The sequence below is a fragment of the uncultured Mobiluncus sp. genome, from assembly GCF_947254095.1.
GTDB lineage: Bacteria > Actinomycetota > Actinomycetes > Actinomycetales > Actinomycetaceae > Mobiluncus.
In genome coordinates this window covers 18,960-39,557 of the sequence record NZ_CAMYBV010000008.1, presented here as the reverse complement: position 1 = coordinate 39,557, position 20,598 = coordinate 18,960, and the positions used below count along the sequence as shown (strand labels likewise).

At 58.0% G+C, this 20,598-nt stretch carries 20 protein-coding genes; all 20 read left to right on the top strand.

Annotation, left to right across the window (positions count from 1 at the left end; all coding sequences use genetic code 11):
* Window positions 1-24 precede the first annotated feature (24 nt).
* A complete protein-coding gene (locus tag Q0X47_RS04095; RefSeq protein WP_297723172.1) occupies window positions 25-948 on the top strand; it encodes a flagellar motor protein MotB in 924 nt (307 codons plus the stop codon).
* Window positions 949-1,150: 202 nt separating this feature from the next.
* Window positions 1,151-1,741, top strand: a complete 591-nt coding sequence (locus Q0X47_RS04090; protein ID WP_297723171.1) for a flagellar basal body-associated FliL family protein — start codon at window positions 1,151-1,153, stop codon at window positions 1,739-1,741.
* A 105-nt stretch (window positions 1,742-1,846) separates the two neighbouring features.
* Entirely contained in the window at window positions 1,847-2,767 is a 921-nt protein-coding gene (locus Q0X47_RS04085; protein ID WP_297723169.1) for a flagellar motor switch protein FliM, read from the top strand.
* Window positions 2,764-3,513, top strand: coding sequence for a flagellar motor switch protein FliN (fliN, locus tag Q0X47_RS04080; RefSeq protein WP_297723167.1), 750 nt, complete (start codon window positions 2,764-2,766; stop codon window positions 3,511-3,513). The genes Q0X47_RS04085 and fliN overlap by 4 nt, the downstream gene beginning before the upstream one ends.
* Before the next feature lie 30 nt (window positions 3,514-3,543).
* Window positions 3,544-4,533 carry a flagellar biosynthetic protein FliO gene (locus Q0X47_RS04075; protein ID WP_297723165.1) on the top strand — a complete coding sequence of 330 codons (990 nt, stop codon included), beginning with the start codon at window positions 3,544-3,546 and terminating at the stop codon, window positions 4,531-4,533.
* Window positions 4,526-5,785 carry a flagellar type III secretion system pore protein FliP gene (gene fliP / locus Q0X47_RS04070; RefSeq protein ID WP_297723163.1) on the top strand — a complete coding sequence of 420 codons (1,260 nt, stop codon included), beginning with the start codon at window positions 4,526-4,528 and terminating at the stop codon, window positions 5,783-5,785. The genes Q0X47_RS04075 and fliP overlap by 8 nt, the downstream gene beginning before the upstream one ends.
* A complete protein-coding gene (locus tag Q0X47_RS04065; protein WP_296182551.1) occupies window positions 5,782-6,054 on the top strand; it encodes a flagellar biosynthetic protein FliQ in 273 nt (90 codons plus the stop codon). The genes fliP and Q0X47_RS04065 overlap by 4 nt, the downstream gene beginning before the upstream one ends.
* Before the next feature lie 14 nt (window positions 6,055-6,068).
* Window positions 6,069-6,815: a flagellar biosynthetic protein FliR gene (locus Q0X47_RS04060; RefSeq protein ID WP_297723160.1), complete on the top strand. Its 747-nt coding sequence runs from the start codon at window positions 6,069-6,071 to the stop codon at window positions 6,813-6,815.
* Complete coding sequence (locus Q0X47_RS04055) at window positions 6,812-7,915, top strand: flagellar biosynthesis protein FlhB (protein ID WP_297723158.1); 1,104 nt, start codon at window positions 6,812-6,814, stop codon at window positions 7,913-7,915. The genes Q0X47_RS04060 and Q0X47_RS04055 overlap by 4 nt, the downstream gene beginning before the upstream one ends.
* A 115-nt stretch (window positions 7,916-8,030) precedes the next feature.
* On the top strand, window positions 8,031-10,124 hold the full coding sequence (gene flhA, locus Q0X47_RS04050) for a flagellar biosynthesis protein FlhA (RefSeq protein ID WP_297723156.1): 2,094 nt from the start codon (window positions 8,031-8,033) through the stop codon (window positions 10,122-10,124).
* Window positions 10,099-11,490 (top strand): hypothetical protein, encoded by a 1,392-nt coding sequence (locus tag Q0X47_RS04045; RefSeq protein ID WP_297723153.1) that lies wholly within the window; start codon window positions 10,099-10,101, stop codon window positions 11,488-11,490. Before flhA ends, Q0X47_RS04045 begins: the two co-directional genes overlap by 26 nt.
* A 988-nt stretch (window positions 11,491-12,478) precedes the next feature.
* Complete coding sequence (gene csrA, locus Q0X47_RS04040; protein ID WP_297723150.1) at window positions 12,479-12,877, top strand: carbon storage regulator CsrA; 399 nt, start codon at window positions 12,479-12,481, stop codon at window positions 12,875-12,877.
* A 183-nt stretch (window positions 12,878-13,060) separates the two neighbouring features.
* Window positions 13,061-15,559 (top strand): chemotaxis protein CheA, encoded by a 2,499-nt coding sequence (locus Q0X47_RS04035; protein WP_297723148.1) that lies wholly within the window; start codon window positions 13,061-13,063, stop codon window positions 15,557-15,559.
* A gap of 6 nt (window positions 15,560-15,565) precedes the next feature.
* Entirely contained in the window at window positions 15,566-16,003 is a 438-nt protein-coding gene (locus tag Q0X47_RS04030; RefSeq protein WP_169756064.1) for a chemotaxis protein CheW, read from the top strand.
* A gap of 243 nt (window positions 16,004-16,246) precedes the next feature.
* Entirely contained in the window at window positions 16,247-17,374 is a 1,128-nt protein-coding gene (locus Q0X47_RS04025; RefSeq protein ID WP_297723145.1) for a chemotaxis response regulator protein-glutamate methylesterase, read from the top strand.
* Window positions 17,371-18,195, top strand: a complete 825-nt coding sequence (locus tag Q0X47_RS04020) for a protein-glutamate O-methyltransferase CheR (protein ID WP_169756066.1) — start codon at window positions 17,371-17,373, stop codon at window positions 18,193-18,195. The genes Q0X47_RS04025 and Q0X47_RS04020 overlap by 4 nt, the downstream gene beginning before the upstream one ends.
* Entirely contained in the window at window positions 18,192-18,566 is a 375-nt protein-coding gene (locus Q0X47_RS04015) for a response regulator (protein WP_169756067.1), read from the top strand. Before Q0X47_RS04020 ends, Q0X47_RS04015 begins: the two co-directional genes overlap by 4 nt.
* Window positions 18,567-18,650: 84 nt before the next feature.
* Window positions 18,651-19,121, top strand: coding sequence for a chemotaxis protein CheX (locus tag Q0X47_RS04010; protein WP_297723143.1), 471 nt, complete (start codon window positions 18,651-18,653; stop codon window positions 19,119-19,121).
* A 15-nt stretch (window positions 19,122-19,136) separates the two neighbouring features.
* Window positions 19,137-19,496: a response regulator gene (locus Q0X47_RS04005; protein ID WP_004007547.1), complete on the top strand. Its 360-nt coding sequence runs from the start codon at window positions 19,137-19,139 to the stop codon at window positions 19,494-19,496.
* The gene (locus Q0X47_RS04000; RefSeq protein WP_297723141.1) at window positions 19,493-19,981 is read left to right on the top strand and encodes a hypothetical protein; all 489 of its coding nucleotides are present in this window, start codon (window positions 19,493-19,495) and stop codon (window positions 19,979-19,981) included. Before Q0X47_RS04005 ends, Q0X47_RS04000 begins: the two co-directional genes overlap by 4 nt.
* Window positions 19,982-20,598 lie beyond the last annotated feature (617 nt).

Sequence of the window (20,598 nt, the reverse complement as noted above, 5' to 3'; positions counted from 1 at the left end):
ACACACTGAGAGGAGGCACCTACCGTGGCCAAACGTAAGCATGAATGTCCGGAACCTGACAACACAGAACGTTGGGCAGTGTCCTATCTGGACATGATTACCGTCATGATGTGCCTGTTCCTGGTGTTGTACGCGATTTCTCAGGTTGATCAGGGCAAGTTGGCCAAGCTGCGCACGTCTTTGGCGGCTGGTTTTAACTCCACCATTCAGGTCACCAATCCGCTCAAAACTGATGGGGGGTTGGGGATTTTGGCCGGTTCCACCTCGGCGGTGCAGCTGGGGACCATGATGGGGAACCTGAACCAAAATCCTGAATCGCAGCCCGAACGTATCCAGGCCATGAAGGAAGCCAGTCACCTGAACTCCATTAAGAACCAGGTTGAGGAACAATTAAAGACGGCCGGCAAGGAAGGCTCCCTGGCGATGCGGATTACCGACAAGGGTCTGGTGTTGGGCATGGTTGCTAACGACACCTATTTCAAAACCGGGGACGCGACCGTACAGCCCACCGCGCGGGAAGTGCTGAGAGCGATTACTCCGACTCTGATGTCTTTGGAAGAAAGCATTGCCATCGAAGGCTATGCCGACCCGCGGCCAATTTTCAGCGCGAAATTCCCCTCGAACTATCACCTGGCTTCAGCTCGTGCGATTGAGGTTCTGATTGCTCTCAAGGACGACGGGGTGCCCGGGACGAAACTGCGTTCCATTTCTTATGGAGCCGATCACCAGACTGAGGCTACGCCCGGTCAGGATGCCTGGGCTTTCAACAGACGTGTGGATATTGTGATCATGTCAACCGCTAAGGATTCTGTCCGCGCCTTGCTGCCTGATGCGGCTAAACAACTGGCGGGCGGGCCACAAGGGAATATCTCTCCCGAAGCTCCGGCGATTGCCCCGTCTGTGGCGCCGGCACCCCCGGAAGGCGCCCAGGGCGGCAGTGCGGGTTAGACTCGGTGAGCTGGTCGAGCGGTGACGTTGGAAAAGCTGGATTTTTGAGGTCAAGCCGCCCCGAGAGCAGGACTTTATAGGTAACGTAGGAGAAGGATAATACGAATCGTCCCGGTGCAGGTGATTTGAATGTCCCTGACGCGGTCCGATTCTAAATACAGATTGGAACCGGCCACAATGGTCTGGACCTTAGGGAGGAAATATGCCAGTCGGAGTTGGAGCGAAACCAGCGGGAGGCACCGCAGCGAAACCGGCCCCGGTGGCCGCTAAACCGGCTGCGCCCCCGACCGCGCCTCCAGCCGGTGCGGAACCGGGAAAGAAGGGCGGCGGCAAGAAAAAGATTCTGATTATCGTCCTGATTGTGGTGATTCTGGCCGTTCTAGCGGTGGGTGTGTTCCTGGTGCTGAAACTGCTTGGTGTCCTTGGGGGAGGCGGCAATGATGCTCCGAAACCTGCAGAGACCAAGAAAACTTTGGTGATGGGCGAGCTGTCGGTGTCGACTGGGGAGCCACTGAGTATCAACCTCGACGATGGCTATATGTCGTTTGCGGCCACGATTTATTTTGATGAAGAGGTCAAGCCGGAGGGCGAGGGCAGCTCGGACATCGATCCATCCCCCGCTCGTGACGCCGCGTTACGGCTGTTCAAGGGCATGAAAAAGGCCGATTTGGACAAGCCCGGCGCGATGCAGGAGCTGCAAAAGAAATACACCGCCGAGCTGAATAAGAGCCCTATCCCGCCTTACGACGGACACGTGGTAACGGTTCAGTTCACCACGTTTGCTTATCAGTAAAGCCCCGAGGCTGCCTGGCGAAGCCCCTGGAACCAAAGGCGATTCTTACTAACAACGCAGGAAAACCCGAAAATCTAACGGTTGACCTAGATAAAATGGGAAACGATGGCAAAGACAAGTACCGTTCAAACCGACGTGGATGCGAGAGTTTACGACTTTAGTAAACCGATGAAGCTTCCCCGCGAATACGCGCGCATTATGGAAATGGCTTTGGAAGCATTCACCCGACATTGGGTCAATCAGCTGGTAGGTCGCCTGCACGTGGTGATAACCGGTGAGGTTGGGGATCTTTCGATGCGGTCTTATGACGATTACATCCAGACCCTGCCGACCCAGACCCTGATGGTGATTATTGATTTCCAAGGGGGACGCAACAAAGGAATCCTGCAATTCCCCCGCCAAACCGCTCTGGCTTGGGTCGATCACCTGCTGGGCGGAACCGGAGACGTCGAGTCTACCCCGGACCGGGAACTGACCGAGGTGGAGGTTTCGGTCCTGATTGACTTCCTCAAGCGGGTGCTTTCCGACCTTGATACGGCTTTTCAATCGATGCTGCCTTTGGGCAGCCAGTTCCGTACCATCGAGTACGCTCCCCAGTTTGTGCAGGTCGTTGACGGATCCACCCCGGTGCTGTTTGCTCCGATTACTTTGACTGCCGGGGAGCATCAGGACAATTGCTCCATTATGATGCCGGTGTCGATGATTACGGACGCGATTCATCAGGGCGATGTGCATGACACTCGTACCGAGCAGCAAAAGGCGGAGGCGGCTGCGGTCCGTCAGCATCTGGTGGACACTTTAGAAGACGTGCCGATTGGGGTGTCGGTGCGTTTCACCCCGCGAAAGGTCAATCCGCGCGAACTTGATGGTTTGGCTATCGGCGATACTTTGCCCTTGATACACCCGACTTCCCGTCCACTGGATATGGTGGTTGGGGATTTGATTCTGGCGGAAACGGCTGCAGGAACTTCCGGGTCGCGTCTAGCGGCGATGGTGGTTTCAGTTAACAAAGGAGAAAAGAAATGAGCGTGACCCCGAACCAGGTACTGGATGCTGCTCAGGCGGTTATCCCCCTGTTACCCTCGACAACTGAGCTTTCGGCCTCTTCGTGGGAGCCGGGCGACCCGATGCCGAGTGCTGATTCTCCAGCGGTAGTCACGACTCTCTCAGCCGAGGAATCTGTGCAAGTGTGTTTGGTGGCGTCCTCGATTATTGCGGAAGCTTTAGAGGGCGCGGAAGGGATGACCCAAACTCAGGCTTTGCTGCCGGCTTTGGAGGCGGCGGCTTCCTCCCTGGGGACCGGAGTCATGGAGAACACCACTGAGGGAACGGTGGATGACCTGCTGGACAGCGAGGACTGGACCAAGGTCACCTTGGAGGCTGACGGAACGGTACAGGGCTGGTTAGCGGTGCGTCCGGCTCCGGTTCAGGAAACCGCCGATGAGGATGAAACCCAGGCCGCCCCGGAGGGTCCGATTACCCAGGCCACCGCCACTCCGGAACAACGTGCCGAGTCGATGAAACTGCTCTATGACGTTGAGATGACCTTGACGGCGGAAATCGGGCGAACGAAACTGGCGGTGCACGATGTGCTGGATTTGTCCCCCGGCTCTGTTATCGAGTTGGATCGTTCCGCCGGTTCAGCTGCTGACGTGATGGTGAATGGCCGCTTGATTGCTCGCGGTGAGATTGTCGTGGTTGACGAAGAATACGGTATCCGTATTACTGAGATTGTGTCTCTGGCCGACCAACAGAATCAGAGCCAGGCCTAGTGGGTTGAATCAGTCGGAAAGGGGTGTGCGGTGAGCTTGCTGGGCGTTTTACAGACCGGTGCGGCGTGGGCAACGCTCGGTTACGTTCGCCTCAATAGCTTTGCCGCTGCTCTGAGCGCCTCTGGAACCTCAGACCCGACCACCCCCAGCCCGACCGGTAATACGAAACTGGTCGGCCCCACTCCGGCCTCCACCTCGAGTACCCCCGCGGGGAGCCCCACGCCGAGTTCCCCTGCCGCCGACGTTTCCACCCCGGCCGTGCCGCTTACGGGCCAGCCCGCCGAGAATCCCATGATGGTTTTCCTGCGGTTCATCGTGGGAATCGTGGTCGTTTTCCTGCTGATGTGGTTGCTGTGGCGTTGGTTTAAGCGCACCAACCTCGGTGATTACGAGGGTCCGGGCTTGCGTTTGGTGTCTCGTCTGCAGCTGTCTCGAGTTTCCCAAGTCGCCCTCATCGAGATTGGCGGGCGGATGTTCCTGGTGGGGGCGGGAGATTCTGCCGTCACTCCTATCGCCGAGATTTATGACACCGAAGAAATGTCTGCGGAGTTGAGCGCTGCCGCCGAGGCGTTTCAAGAGCGTGCTAATCAGCCGGTAACCAGGCCTTTTGGGGAGCTGTTGGCTCGCGCTACGAAGCGGGTCGAGAGAGGTTCGCGCCCCTCGCCGGAACCGGCGAGTTCCGCTGCCGGGGGTCGTCTCGGAGCGCAGAGCAAACCCGCGGTGCAGACTCGTTCCGCGGTGCAGAGCCGGCCTGCCACGCCCACCCCGCCCGCCCCTTCACCGACCAAAGCCAAGCCGAAATCCCAGGTCACTGAGGAACAGATGGATGCTCTCGCGGCTCAGATTGCCGCTGAGTTCGGCGCTAAAGGGCCGCGGAAACCGGCTGCGAAAGCACCGGCAGCCCCCGCAAAATCAGCCCAGTCCGGGTCTGGGGAAAGCGCAAAAACTAGCGCCGCACCGCAGCCCCCCGCCGCTGGAAACTCGAAGCCTGCAGCTCAGGCGGTGAATCCGCATGAATGACGTGCTGCTGGCTCAACACGCCGCTTCGGTGGCGGACTTTCAAGCCTATGCGCGGGCGCGCCAGGCACGTCAAGCGCGGCGTCAAGCCGCTTTCCGGCAGGCAGTTCGTGAGCAGTATCGCACCAGCGCCGCTCACTGGGAACGCTTGGGTGTCACGTTCACCCTGCCCCCCGATTTTACTGTGGACACCCTCGTTCCTGGGCGTGGACCTGTCGATGCCGCCAGCCTCGAGCGGGAAAACCGGGAAAACCGCGCCCGTAGCTCTCGCTTTGGATTCGGCCTGAAACATCGGGAGCTGAGCCCGGAACAGCGCGTGGCTCGTCTGCGTCTGCAGCTGGCTTGGTTCCTGGCGGTCATCGCGGTGTTTGCCATTAATTTTTCCATCCCTCACGCCTCAGCCGAACCCGCGGCGCTGACCGTTTCGGCCGTGTCGCCCGCGAGCCAGTCGGCAGCCCCCGCGTTTAGTCAACCAGGACAACCCGCCCTTGTGAATTCTACTGGAATCCAACCGGGACAAACCGACCCGTTACCGAATCCGGGAGACATCATCGGTCCCAATGACCCGAACGCCCCGGTCAATCCAGAAAAGCCCGGGATTCAACTTAATGTCAACGGCTGGGATAAAGCACCCTCCACCGCCGTCCTGGTGTTCCTGCTGATTACCGTGCTTTCGATAGCGCCGTCACTGCTGCTGATGATGACGTCCTTCACTAAGATTTTCATCGTTTTGGCGATGGCGCGAAACGCGATGGGGTTGAACCAGATTCCGCCGACTCAGGTCATTTCCGGATTGGCGATATTCCTATCCCTGTTCATCATGAGCCCCACCATCACGTCTATCTGGCAAGATGCGGTGCAGCCTTACATGGACGGCAAGATTCAAGTGCAGGACATGTTCAAACTTGCGGAAAAGCCGGTGCGCGAGTTCATGGGACCGCTGACCCGCGAGGAGGACATCGCCCTGATGACTCGCGCTGCGGATCGCCCCAACCCGCCTAGCCTGGAAGAAACCCCTTTCACCACGCTGGTGCCGGCGTTTATGATTTCCGAAGTTCGTTCCGCTTTCATCATCGGGTTTGTCGTGTTCATCCCCTTCCTGGTCATTGACCTGGTCGTGGGCGCCGCCCTCATGAGTATGGGTATGATGATGCTTCCTCCGGTGATGGTTTCCATGCCATTCAAGGTTCTATTGTTTGTCATGGTTGACGGATGGGGCTTGTTGACCAAGACCTTGATAGGAACGTACCGATGAACTCCTCCGCTGTTTTGGACCTCGCGTTGACCGCCATGCTGATGGGGGCCAAGCTGGCGGCACCCATTTTGATTACCTCCCTGGTCGTGGGCTTTCTGATTTCACTGTTCCAGTCCATCACCCAAATCCAAGAAGTTACCCTGACTTTCGTGCCAAAGACAGTCGCCGTGGGGATTGCCCTGTACATCACGGGCTACTGGATGCTGCAAACCCTGGTCACCACCACCGAGGACATGATGGCGCGGATTCCAGCCCTGCTGAATTCTTAAGGCGGGGTGGGGCTATGACCATCAATCTCGCTTTATTTACGGCTTTTGCCCTAGCTACCGTGCGTGCCACCGTTTTCCTGGCGCTGTGTCCGCCTTTCAATAACCGCGCCATCTCCGGCCGGATCAAAGCCATGCTGGGAGCGGCTTTGGGGTTCGCCTGCATGGGTCGGGTGGGACCGGTAGCGCAGTCGGATGTGTTCCTTTTTGAGCTGCTGATTCAAGCCTTGATTGGATTCGCGATGGCGGTGATGGTGCGCATCATCATTGCGGCACTGCAGATGGCCGGTTCGTTAATCGACTTTGAAGGCGGCTTCTCTATGGCCCAAACTTTCGACCCGCTGACCATGAACACCCAGGCGACATTCGGGCGGGTCTATGAACTGTCGGCGATGGCGATGCTCTTCGCCACGAACGGCTACCAGCTGCTGATAATGGGGCTGGCACGTTCCTTTACCGCCATGCCGGTGGGGGCGGTGTTTGACATGGCCAACTATGCTGACCGTCTGGTTTTTCGTTTCGGCGAGCTGATGGTGGCGTCCATAGAGATTGCCGGTCCGCTGTTGCTGGTACTGTTCCTCACCGATATGGGGCTGGGTCTGCTGACCAAGGTGGCACCGGCCATGAACGCCTTTACGTTGGGCTTCCCGCTGAAGATTATGATGACCGCGTTTACTGCTCCTCTGATTATGGTGGTCATTCCCCAGGTTGTGGACAAACTGTTGGATAAGGTCATGGTGAGTCTCCAGGGGGTGTTCCAGTGAGCGATTCCGGCGAAAAGACTGAGAAGGCCACCCCGAGAAAACTGAAAAAGGTTCGTGAGGAAGGTGGCCTGCAAAAATCCCAGGACCTGACCGGGTGGATTTCCTTGGCGGCCGGGGCAGCCCTGCTCCCGTCCATGATTGATACGGCTTTCCAAAACGCTCGTTACCAGGCAATTAACGCGGTTACATTGTCAAAAATCCCTAGCCAGCCCGAACTAATCGGTTACCTGGGAAGTTCGCTGGGGACGATTTTGTGGACGCTGCTGCCATTCATGCTGTCCATTTTGCTCATCGCGGTGATGGTGAACATTATCCAAGGCAAAGGTGTGTTCCCCTCCGCCAAACACTTGAAGCCCAAACTTCAGAACCTGAATGTGGTCAAGGGCATTAAGAAAGTGGTTGGCATCCAACCGCTGTGGAATGGTTTGAAGGCCCTGTTAAAGACCATTGCCGTGGGCATTGTGCTGTACGTGGTCATTTCCGGGGTCACCGAGATAATGGGCGCGGCTGGGCACATTTCGCTGTGGGATTTGATTGCCTACGGTCAGGGCAAGATGTGGCTACTCATCTGGGCTTCGGTTATTGCCGGTATCGTGGTTTCCGTCCTGGACGCGCTGTTTATCTTTAAAAAGAACCAGAAACAGACCAAGATGTCCAAGCAGGAAATCAAGGAGGAATACAAGCAGGACGAAGGCGACCCGATGATTAAGTCGCAGCGCCGCTCTCGTGCCATCGCCATGAGCCGCAACCGGATGATCGCCGACGCCGCGAACGCTGACGTAGTGGTGGTAAACCCGACCCACTACGCGGTCGCCCTGAAGTACGAAGCGGGTCAAGGCGCCCCGAAAGTCCTGGCGAAAGGGGTGGATCATGTGGCTTCGCGAATTCGTGAAGTCGCCCAGGATTCAAAGATTCCCCAGGTAGAGGACGTTTCGCTGGCGCGTACTTTGTATTCCACGGTCGAGGTCGGTGCGGCGATTCCCGAGGAGCTGTACACCGCGGTCGCCCAGGTCCTCGCGTTCGTGTTGATTTTGAAGAAGCGCGGGACCCGCGGCGGAGTTCACAAGATGCCGTCTTACCTGTTCGAGAAAGAATCCTGACGACGTGTTGTGGCCCCAAAAAACTTCGAAAAGCTAATGTAAAAGACCCGTTTGTCGATGAGCTGACGGTAGGATGAAGCAGGAATGGAGTCCATGGCCGTGAGGAGACCGGCACGTGAAGGGCAAATTTGATGCCGCCACAATATCGAAGCTGATAGTTCCCGTGGGGATTGTCGGCATCGTCATGCTGCTCGTTTTCCCGCTGCAGCCGTGGATGATGGACGTTTTCCTCACCTTGTCCATCATGCTGTCCATGATTTCCCTGCTCACCACCATGTTCGTTTCTAAGCCGTTGAACTTTTCGGTGTTCCCCACCCTGGTTTTGGTATTGACCCTGTTCCGGCTGAGTTTGAATATCGCTTCGACCCGTCTGATTTTGACTCCCGGCTCCGGGGGCGGCTCCGCGAAAGCCGGCAAAGTCATCGAGGCGTTCGGCACTTTCGTGGTGGGCGGCAACTTCGTCGTCGGCATGGTGGTGTTCGTAATCCTGGTCATCATCAACTTCGTGGTCATTACCAACGGCGCGGGACGTGTAGCTGAAGTCGGGGCGCGTTTCACGTTGGACGCTATGCCCGGTAAACAGATGGCTATTGATGCCGACTTGAACTCCGGGCTCATCGATGAAGAAACCGCTCGTGCCAGGCGCGCCGAAATCGCCTCCGAAGCTGACTTTTACGGCGCTATGGACGGTGGTTCCAAGTTCGTCAAAGGCGATGCTATCGCCGGTATCGTTATCACCATCGTCAACCTCATCGCCGGCTTCATCATCGGCATGGTCGTGGAAGGTATGCCGGTTACCGACTCAATCTCGACATATTCCCAGCTGACGGTCGGTGACGGTCTGGTCTCCCAGATTCCGTCCCTGCTGATGAGCTTGGCTACCGGTGTCATCGTTACCCGTTCCAAGGATTCTCCCGAGGGCGGTATCGGCGGGGATTTCTCGCGCCAACTGACCCAGTCCTTTGCCGCGCTGTTCATCGCCGGGGTGGCCTGCGTCTTTATGGGGATTATTCCGGCCATGCCGAAGGCCCCATTCTTTATTATCGGCGCCATGCTGCTGTACGCCGGGTGGCGCTCCATGGCGAAGCTCAAGCAAGTCGAGGCTGAGGAAGAAGTCGTAGTCGAGGACGACGACTCCAAACCCGCGGGCGAAACCCCTGAACAGCTCATTGAACAGATGCGAGTCCCCGCCCTCGAAATCCTCCTGGCTCCTGACCTCATCGACCTGGTGGGAGCGAACACCGACACCGACCTGCTGGCGCGAGTGCGCGGCTTGCGACGCAAAGTGGCGCTCGAATCGGGCTTTGTCCTGCCGCCGGTGCGTACCCGCGATTCCGTGGACCTGCCGGTGTCCACCTACGTCATCAGGATGTCCGGGGTGGAAGTCGGCCGCGGCATCGCCCCGCCTGGCAAGGTTCTGGCCTTGGGCGATATGCTGGATGACCTGCCTGGGGAAATCACGAACGAACCCGTGTTCGGCCTGACCGGCAAATGGATCCCGGTCGAGCTGCGCTACAACGCCGAACTGGGCGGAGCGACCGTAGTGGATCGTGTCTCTGTGCTGATTACCCACCTGGGGGCGCTGGTCAGCGAGAACGCGGCGCGGCTCCTGTCTCGTGAAGACGTGCGGATCTTGGTCGACGGGGTGCGCCAGACGAACCCGAGCGCGGTGGAGGAACTGATCCCGGCGATGCTGTCTTTGGGTGAAGTCCAAGTCGTGCTGCAAGGCTTGCTGGAAGAACAGGTTCCCATCCTGGACCTGCCGCGGATTTTTGAGGCGCTTTCCGTGAAAGGCAAGCAAACCACTGAACCTGAGCAGCTCATCGAGGCGGCTCGGGCGGAGCTGGGTCCCTCGATTGTGGCAAAGTACGTGATGGACGGGGTACTGCGGGTGATTACCCTGGATCCGATTTTTGAACAGTCCCTGCTAGAGAGCGTGCGTCCCGGCGATGAAGGTTCGCAATTGGCTTTGGATCCGGACCGAATGGAGACATTCCTGAACCAGACCCGCGAAGTCACCGAGCAGGCGGAGCAAACCGGATTTTCTGTTGTTTTAGTTTGCGCGCCTGTCTTACGCCCAGCGCTGCGAAAACTTGTTAACCTGGGTATAGCGCGCTTGCCGGTACTGTCCTACACTGAAGTATCGGGCGCGAAAGTGATGATCGAGACGATGGGAACGATAAGTGGCAGCCACGCGATATCTGGTTGAAGGCGATCGCCTTGACGTCCTCATCGGCCAAGTAAAACGTATGGGTCGACGAGTCACCGTGCTCAAAGCCGAAAAAGTCCGTAAGGGCGGCCTGGCCGGGATGTTCGCCAAGGAACACTATGAAGTCTTGGTGGAAGTCGAGGGGGTCGGCGAGCCTCCGGAGAGCTTCCGCAACGCTACCGGTGCCGCTGCTGCCAGGCCCAAGTCCACCCACAAGACCCTCTCGGAGCAAGCTGACGACGCCGGCTTAGGACGGAAAAAGCAGGCTCCCCCCACCGCTCGTGAATCCGGCGCTTCTGCCGAGCCGCCTGCCCGTAAAGACAATGCCCGAGATGATGGCGGTACTTCCTCCGCTAAGAAAGACCCCGGTCTGGAACACCTGCTTGACGAGGCCCGCTCGCAGCTCAGCTCCAACACTGACGCCGCCCAAGCCCAGCTGGAAGCCCAAATGGCTCAGATGGGAATCGGGGATGCCACTTCGCTGATTAGAGAATCTCAGCCTGAGCCCAGTGTTCCGGCTCCCGCGGCGGGTGAAATTGCCGGTATGGCAGGCGCGTTGGGGGCTGTCTCTCGACCGGCCGGCGGGGCTTTTGATGCGCGTCTGCAAGGGGCGGCGGCGCCCGGCGCGAGTGCCGGTCGTGTCATTATCCCCGCTCCGCGCGTTACTGCCGGTCCGAAACTGCCGGCGGCGGCGCTGAGCGAACTGGGATTTCCCGTGGATTTGTTTGCCGGGGTGCCGGGCGGGGAAAACCTGGCCGAATCCGTCGCCAACGGCACCGTAGACACCAGCGAGATGGCGCTGGATGATGTACTGGGGGCTTTGCCCGAACCGGTGCCTCTGCTGGAAAAGCCCGGTTCCACGATTGTGGTGGTCGGCTCCTCACCGATTTCCCTGTCGATTGTGGAAACCGCGCAGCGCCTGGCGGGTCGGCTGGGCGAGGACGCCTACTGCGTGCTGGGTGGACCAAAGACCACTCTTCCCGGCGAGGCTTTGCGGGCTCGCTCCGGAGAAGAACTGAAGTCCCTGATAGAGGCCCATCCGGGGCAAACCTGCGTGCTGGCTCTGGTGGATTCGCTCATTGAAGCCCACCGGCGCACCATGGCGAAACTCATCTCGGTTATCTATGTCGATCAAACCTGGGCGGTAGTCGATGCGCGCAGCCCGGCAGACAAAATCGAGAGCTGGATTCGCGGCCTGCCCGACGCGATACGTCCCGATGCCCTGGCGGTTCAGCGCATTTGGGAATCTGAACATCCCGGAGCCCTGTTTGAAGTGGGCATTCCCATCGGTATGTTGGACGGGGTTCCCGCCCGCGGGGAAGCCTGGAAGATGCTGCTGGAAGACATTTTCGCCGGCGTCCACTGATTTTCCGCCAATAAACCGGCTCGCACCGTCTCAATTTGGCGTAGTTGCCAAGAATCCCCTCGCTTGGTGAACAGGCTGCAGCCTTTCTTGGTTTGGCAGTGCCAAGATCTCAAACCCTGAGACAATCCCGGTAAAGCACGGGCGTTAATCCTATTAATTTGGCTCGGTGTGCCATATATGGCACACCGAGCCATTTAAATTGGTTTTATTGCGGGTTATCCGGGGAATTTGGAGGCTGTTTGTTGTTTTGGACGTGGGGCGTTCGCTCGGGGGCGCTCGCGAGAGGCGGAAGGGGGAGTGCCCCCTCGCGTTTTGCGCGACTATTGTCGCAAAACGCTCACCCCCCAGCCTCTCGCTGAGTCGCCCCCCACGCTCCCCGCCCCGCCTGGCTAAATTCCCGCGGACGCTATCACATTCCGCAGGGGTACGCCCAGCTCCCTGCCGGGGCTGAAATAGCGTCACTAATGGTGGGACCATCCACTTCAGGCTGCGCTACCAACCTGCCAAAATTCCGGTGTCTATAACCTGAATTCAGTGCTATGCAGGCGTGAAACTTTCCGGGGTATCGGGCGTGTGGGGATTATAAGGGGAGAATAGGGCAGTAGCTGCCAATAATGGCAGCTACGACCCAAATCCCACCTTATATGCGCAACCCAGCAAGTAGCCTCGGGGTTCTCGCGCCTGAAATCCGGTGTCTATGCTCCGGATTTCTGCCATGTTTAGGTGTGAAACCTTCCGGGGTATCTGGAATAGTTGCACTAACGACCGATTTCAACCTAGATTCTGGGTCATCACCAACTCCCGGTTTTCTAAACTTGCAGGTTATGGCGATTTTAGTTGCAGACGGTTGCGCCTAGACAAAGTGAAATCGGTCATTCGTGCAAGACTGGCCGGACATAGGGGTTCATGGCGAGGGTATCGGGGTGGTTTTTCGCGGTTTGTGTGCAAAATCGTGAGTTTGCGGGTTTATCTCATGTAGAGTAGTCCCGTGTTGGTTTTATCTAGGCGCATAGGCGAAAAGATTGTCATCGGTGACGGCATCGTGGTTACCGTCGTGGAAGTTCACCGCGATTCGGTGCGCTTGGGCGTGGATGCCCCGCGTTCTGTCCCAGTCAACCGTGCCGAGCTGCTGCAGGCAGTTTCTGAGGAAAACCAGGCCGCCATGTCGGATACCGAAGCTGCCGCAGCCCTGCAGTCCCTGCAGTCCATTAAGCCCAAATCCGGCCAGCCCTTGGACTTGCGCCGGTTGATGAAAGGGTCTTCAGCCCTGCCGGGCGCTGCCTCCGCACAGTCCCAGGCACCCAAATCCTCCCCGAATTCACCAGCATCGCAGACAAAACCCGCCGCTAAACCGGTTCCGAAACCTCGCCCCCCACAGACGAATTGATCACCGCGAACCAGCCTCCTGAGCTGGACAAAACCCCATAAAGCTGAGCGAACCGTCCAAAAGCGCTCTTGAAATCAAGAAATATCCCTGAAAATTTACTGAATTCGCTAAAAAACTCAGAAAAATGCCCGAAACTGGTGCGTAGACGGTGCCGTAGGCACCACTTATTTGGGAGGTCGCTTTATGGGCGAAATGGATGAAATTGTCCGCGAATTCCTGGTCGAGTCCTATGAGAACCTCGATCAACTTGAACAAGACATGGTGTCTTTGGAATCCGAACCGGGTTCAAAAGAACTCCTGTCTTCGATTTTCCGGACTATTCACACGATTAAAGGCACGTCAGGATTCCTGGCGTTCAACCGGCTCGAGAAGTTGGCACACCGCGGTGAAAACTTGCTCTCCGAGCTGCGTGACGGTGTACGTGAGATGGATCAAGAGACCGCTGACGTACTGCTGTTGATGGTAGACCGTATCCGCAACATTATGGGTTCGGTGGAAGAAACCGGTCAAGAGGGCGATGTGGACATCGATTCCGTCATCGCTCAGATTGAAGCTATTCAAGGCAAACAGCCCGGTGCTGCGGTGCCGGCCGCTGACGGTGTAGCGGATGAACCGGCTCCGGTTGAGGCTGCTGCCCCGGCTGCTGAGGCATCGGCTGAGATTCCGTTCTTGACCAACGTTGCTGATGAGAACGGCAACGTGAACTTGGGCGAGGACCTGGTCACCCCGCCAGCCGCCGCCGAGGAGCCCCCGGCGGAGATTCCGTTCTTGACCAATGTCGCTGATGAGAACGGTAACGTGAACCTGGGTGAGGACGCCGCCCCGCCAGCCCCGGCCGCTCCTGCTGCCCCGGCTGCGAAACCGGAACCGGAACCTCCGGCACCCCCCGCCCCGCAGTCAGCTCCGCGGGCCTCTAAGAAGGAAGAAGCCAAACCGGCGGAACACGGTTCGGCGCGTTCAGCCGCGGATTCTTCCATTCGCGTGGACGTCGACCTGCTGGACGTGCTGATGCGCGAAGTGTCCGAGTTGGTGTTGGTGCGTAACCAGATTGTGCGCCTGACCGACTCGATGACCGACATGAACCTGGTGCAGTCGTCCCAGCGTCTGTCTATCGTGGCTACCGAGCTGCAAGAGGGCATTATGAAGACCCGCATGCAGCCCATCGAACACCTCTGGTCCAAGATGCCGCGCGTGGTGCGTGACCTGGCGAAACAGACTGATAAGAACGTGCAGTTGGTCATGATTGGCGGGGACACCGAACTGGATCGTTCCCTGCTGGAAGCCATCAAGGATCCGCTGACGCACATGGTGCGTAACGCGGTTGACCACGGGGTGGAACTGCCCGAGGTTCGCCAGGCTGCCGGGAAAGACCCGAAGGGCACGGTGACCTTAAAGGCTTACCACGCCGGTGGTCAAGTTGTGGTCGACATTATCGATGACGGCGCGGGCATCGACCCGGTTGTGGTCGCCAACAAGGCTCTGGACAAGGGCTTGGTCACCCAGCAGCAGCTCGGCGAGATGAGCGACAAGGAAATCTTTAACCTGCTGTTCCTGCCAGGATTCTCGACCGCAAAGAAAGTCTCGAACATTTCCGGCCGCGGGGTCGGCACCGACGTGGTTAAGACATCTGTTGAGGCCATCGGCGGTACGGTTGACGTCGAGTCTGAACTCGGCAAGGGCTCGACTTGGCGGATGCGCATTCCGCTGACCTTGGCGATTCAGCCGTCCTTGACGGTCGAGTCTCACGGCGAGCTCTACGCCATTCCACAGGTGTCCCTGCTTGAGTTGGTCGTTTTGGATTCGTCTCGCAAGGAGACTTCGATGGAGTACGTGAACTCCTCACCGGTTTACCGGTTGCGCGGCATGCTGCTCCCGCTGATTCGTTTGAGCCATGTGCTGCACCCCGAGGAATCCAACGACCGCGGCTCCGAAGCCAACGGTGTCATCGCCGTGCTGCAAAACGACGACCAGCGTTTCGGCCTGGTGGTTGACAAGGTCATCAACAACGAAGAAATCGTGGTCAAGCCACTGTCTTCCAAGCTCAAGTCCATTGGTCTGTACGCCGGGGCGACCCTGCTGGGCGATGGCCGAGTGGCGCTGATTCTGGATATCGGCGCGGTGGCGCGCAAGTCGCTGACTGGCGCGACTAACCAGGCGGCGCAAAAGGCGCAGATGGACGCGGAAGCCGCGCAGGCTCGCAGCTCCGAGATGACCGGTCAAGCGCTGGTGGTCGGGATTGGCGACGGGCGTCGCGTGGCGATTCCGTTGGCCGCCGTTACCCGCTTGGAGCACATCAGCGTCGAGGCGGTGGAACGCGTGGGTGGCCGCGAAGTTATCCAATACCGGGGTCAGATTCTGCCTATCGTCCGTCTGGATCGTTTGCTCGGGGTCATGGACTACGAGGAGCCCAAGGATCTGCAGGTCGTGGTGTATCGTCGAGGCGAGCGTTCCGTGGCGATGGTGGTCCGCGAGATTCTGGACATCGTGGCCGACGACAAGCGCAAGCACTCCAACATCGAAGACCACGGCTTGCTGGGTTCTGCGGTGCTGAAGGATCGGGTCACCGAGCTGCTGGACGTCGAACAGGCTGTCCGTGCCGCCGACCCGACGTTCTTCGACGAAATCGAAGACTTCAACGCGGAACTCGAGATGAACTCTCGCCTGGACATGGTGGGGGCGTGATGAGCGATGACGCAGTACGTAACTTTCCGTTTGGACGGAGCACTTTACGGTATTGAAGTCAACCAGGTCACCGAGATTCTGCACGGTGAGGACATCACGAACGTGCCGCTGTCGCCGACCGCCATCACCGGCCTTGTGAACCTGCGCGGACAAATCGCGACCCTGATTGACCTGCGTAATCAGCTGCACCTGCCGCCTCGTGAGGACCCCCGCGAAGCCATGATGGTTGTGGTGGTGCTGGACGGCGAGACGCTGTCGCTGATGGTGGATTCGATTGGTGATGTTCGCGAGGTCGACGAGTCCGATTTCGAGGCCCCGCCGGACACGCTGGGTCAGGACATGCGCGAACTCATCTTGGGTGCGTACAAGTTGAGCGACGACTTGCTGCTGGTTCTCGACGTCGAGCGCGTGGTCGCTATCGACGCCGAAGCCCGAGGAGCGTGAAGTCGAGCCGTAGTTTAGAGATTGCAAAGTCGGAGGGGGTCACTGCGGTGGCTCCCTCCGATTTGTCCGCACAAGGTCGGGGCGCAACCGCGTTTTTCGGGGCGGCTTTTCCGGTAAACTGTATGTAAAGTAACGCGTGGTTCGGGTCTGGAGCGCCGCAAAAAACCACCGTCCGTTGCCGGGCGAAGAACCGTAAAACCAGTTAGCCTTAACAAGGTAGAACTCGCAGCTGAGGGAGAGAAGATGGCTGGCATTAAAGTCCTCGTGGTGGACGATTCCGTTGTGGTGCGCAAAATCGTAACTGACGCGCTCAACGCCGACCCTAACTTGGAAGTCGTGGGCACGGCCCCGAACGGCAAACTGTCGCTGATGAAGTGGAAGCAGCTGAAGCCTGATGCCATCACCATGGACATCGAAATGCCTGAGATGAACGGTATCGAGGCGGTGCGCGAATTGCGCAAATTGGGCTGCAAAGACCCCATCATCATGTTCTCTACCTTGACCCAGCGCGGCGCGACCGCGACTTTGGAGGCTCTGTCCGCTGGCGCTACGGACTACGTGACGAAACCGGCTAACCAGGGTTCCGTCCAGCAATCTATCCAAAGTGTTCGTGAACAGCTGGTTCCTATCATCTTGGGCTTGCTGCCCAGCAAAGTTCGGGCGTTGGGGGCGGTGTCTGCCAATTTGTCCCCCGAGGCGCGCGCCAATATTTCGTCTGTACCGTCCATGTTTGCCGGCCCGCTCAAACTGCACGACCGCACCGGGATGCCCGACAAGCCGATTCGTATCGTCATCCTCGGTTCTTCCACTGGCGGCCCCGAGGCGTTGACCAAGGTCATTTCCGGTCTGAGCCGTCCCCTGCCGATACCGATGGTCATCACTCAGCATATGCCCCCGGTGTTCACCACCCAGTTGGCGGCTCGTTTGGACAAACTGACCTCCGCGACTGTTCAGGAGGCGTCGGAAGGCATGATGCTGGCGCCTGGCCATATTTATCTGGCGCCGGGCAACTTCCACATGACTTTTGCCGGTAACGCCGGGGCTCCGCGCGTGAAATTGACCCAGACCCAGCCGGTGAACTTTTGCCGCCCTTCCGTGGACGTCATGTTTGAATCCGCGGTGAATCTCTATGGCGGGGATATGTTGGCGGTCGTGCTGACCGGCATGGGTCAAGACGGCAAGAACGGCTGCGGCAAGGTTTTGGAGGCCGGGGGGCGCACCCTGGTACAGGACGAAAACACTTCCGTGGTGTGGGGGATGCCGGGAGCGGTGGCCAATGCCGGCTTTGCTGACGAGATTCGCCCCTTAGATGAAATCTCGACCCAGATTCAGCGTCACGTCCAAACTTATGCTCCGGAGGCCAGACGATGAGCCTGACCCGCCAAACATTTGACTATGTGGCGGGATTGGTCAAGCAACGCAGTGCTATCCAACTTCCCGCCGGAAAGGAATACCTGGTTGAATCCAGGCTGATTCCTTTGGCGCGCGAAGCCGGATTCACCGGCCCTGCCGCGGTGGACAAGTGGATTCAACAGGTTATCGCCACCCACCGGGCTGGTGACCTGCAAGACATCGCCGAGGCGCTGACCACCAACGAAACCTCGTTTTTCCGTGATGTCACCCCGTTTAAGGGTTTGACAGAATCAGTAGTTCCCAGCCTGGCTGAGGCCGGTCATCGCAATCTCTCGATTTGGTCCGCGGCCTGCTCCACCGGTCAGGAACCCTATTCCATTGCCATGAGCCTGTTGGAAATGGCGCAGGCTCCGAATTTTTCCATCGTCGCCACCGACATTTCTCGGGCAGTGCTAGCCAAGGCCAGACAGGGTTTCTATACCCAGCTGGAAGTGAACCGCGGTCTGCCGGCACCCATGCTGGTGCGCTATTTTTCCCGCGAGGGCGCCAACTGGGTCATCAGCCCGTCGCTGCGGTCGCGCATTAACTTCCTGGAACACAATCTGTTGTCGACCCCGCCAAAAGGCGGACCTTTCCATATCGTGTTTATTCGCAATGTTTTGATTTACTTCGATATCAACACGAAGCGTGAGGTCTTGCGTCGCGTGGCGAAATCTATGGCGCCCGGCGGGTACCTGTTCTTGGGGGCGGCGGAAACCACTATGGGGATGGATCCCGTATGGGAGCGCATGACGTTGACAAAAGGTGCGGTATATAAATTGAAAGGGGCCGGGAAATGAAAGCATTAATCGTTGACGACTCCCGTGCTATGCGCAAAATTATTGGCGGTATCCTGCGCCGGGAGGGGTTTGAAATCCTCGAAGCCGCCGATGGCGAACAGGCCATGGAAGTCTTGCATGACCCCGCCACGGGACGCGTCGACTTGGCGACAATCGACTGGAATATGCCGGTGATGAACGGGTTGGAACTGGTGGTGAATATCCGCGCGGAAAAGGAACTGCGCAATATCACCCTGATGATGGTGACCACCGAGTCGGAGCACTCTCAGATTGTGCGCGCTTTAGCGGCTGGGGCGCACGAGTACCTCATCAAGCCTTTCACCCCCGAAGCGGTCAACGAAAAGCTCATGCTGTTGGGCTTGGGAACTTGAGGAACCGCCTCAGCCCCGCGGGACGGCTGGTGAAACCGAAAACCCCGGGGCCCGTTGCGAGCAAGGAACACAAGGAGAGTAAAGATGGATCAGGAAATTCGGGAAGCGGTGCTGAACATCGCTAACGATGTTTTCTATGCCTTGATTGATAAACACGAAGGCACCGTGATGGAGTGGCCTGATGAAATCGAGCCCTTTCAGAATCCGGTTTATGCCTGGGTAGATTCCCAAGGCGATAAGCAGCTGCGCGTCATGCTAGAGATGGAAGATTCCACGGCAAAAGACCTGACCAAAGCCATGTACAGCCTGGGTGAAACTGATGAGGTGACTGAGGAAGATCAACAGGACGCATTCGGGGAAATCGTCAACGTTATTGGCGGAAACATGAAATCCATTGTGGAAGATTCCGGAAACCTGATTATTCCAGAAGTCGGAAAGGAAAAACCGACACTGCCAGAATCGCCTTTAGTTAGCGTAAACCTCAACTGGAAAGGCAAATTCCTGGTAATCTCAGTATGTGACCTTGGTGCCTCGCAGGATGCGGCACAAGGGTGAACACGGAGGTAATCGATGCGTATTATAGTTGCGGACGATTCGCGAGTGATGCGACAGATCGTGGTGCGTACCCTGCGCCAAGCGGGATTTGACTGGGAAGTTATGGAAGCCGAAGATGGTGCCCAAGCTTTGCAGTTGGCTCTGTCAGAGTCGCCTGACCTGGTACTTTCCGACTGGAATATGCCGAATATGCTGGGTATTGAGATGCTGCAGCAGTTGCGGGCGACGGGGTCAAAGATTCCGGTCGGCTTTGTGACTTCCGAGGGTTCTCCTCAGATGCGGGAAATCGCGCAACAGGCGGGTGCGAACTTCCTGATTCAAAAACCTTTCGATGCCGCCACATTCAAGTCGATTTTAGGAGCGTTCAACCGATGAGTGCCACCCCTTTGCCTACTGCGAAAGAGATTCGCGACCTGTTTGAAATGTTGTTGGGCAGGACCGTTGAGGTTTCGCCGGACTACGAAATCCTCAAGCCGGACGAGGAGTTCGGTTGCTGTGTGGCGTTCTTTAACGACGCTATGGATAAAGTGTGCGCCGCCTGCATTATGGATCTCGATTTGTGCGCTTATGCCGGCGCCGCCCTGCAGCTCATTCCCGCTGCCGGGGCGCAAGATGAAATCAACAACGGCACCCTGGCTGACAGCTACATTGAGAACGTCTACGAAATCCTCAACATTTTCTCTGGCCTGTTAAACAAAGACGATGCTCCGCACGTCACCATCGGTTTGATGTACACCCCCGGCGAGGAATTGCCCGCCAACGAGTACAAGATGGTCACCTCATATGTGGAGCGTCGCGATTCCATCCTCGACATCGAGGGCTACGGCAAGGGCCGCTTCGGCGTCATGTGCTTTAACTAGCGGCGTTGTCCGGGGTTTGCCCCGGCGTTAATCCTATCAATTTGCCTCGGTGTGCCATATATGGCACACCGAAAGGTTTAAACAGGTTTTATTGCGGGTTATCCGAGGAATTTAGGGGCTGTTTGTTACCGGGGTATCGGGGTGTGCGTGGTTTAAAGGTGGGATTTGGGCAGTAGCTGCCATTATTGGCAGCTACTGCCCAAATCCCCCTAGTTATTTACAACCTAGGCAGCTATCCCTGGTTTTCGCGGGGAGTTATCCCCGGATTTTCGGGGCGACTTATCCGGTTTTTGGAGGCTGGGCTGTAGCGGGGTCGTCGCTCGGGGGCGCTCGCGAGAGGCGGAAGGGGGAGTGCCCCCTCGCGTTTTGCGCGACTATTGTCGCAAAACGCTCACCCCCCAGCCTCTCGCTGAGTCGCCCCCCACGCTCCCCGCCCCGCCTGGCTAAATTCCCGCGGACGCTATCACATTCCGCAGGGGTACGCCCAGCTCCCTGCCGGGGCTGAAATAGCGTCACTAATGGTGGGACCATCCACTTCAGGCTGCGCTACCAACCTGCCTTCCGGTGTCTATAACCTGATTTCAGCGCTGTTTGGGCGTAAAACCTTCCTAGGTTTC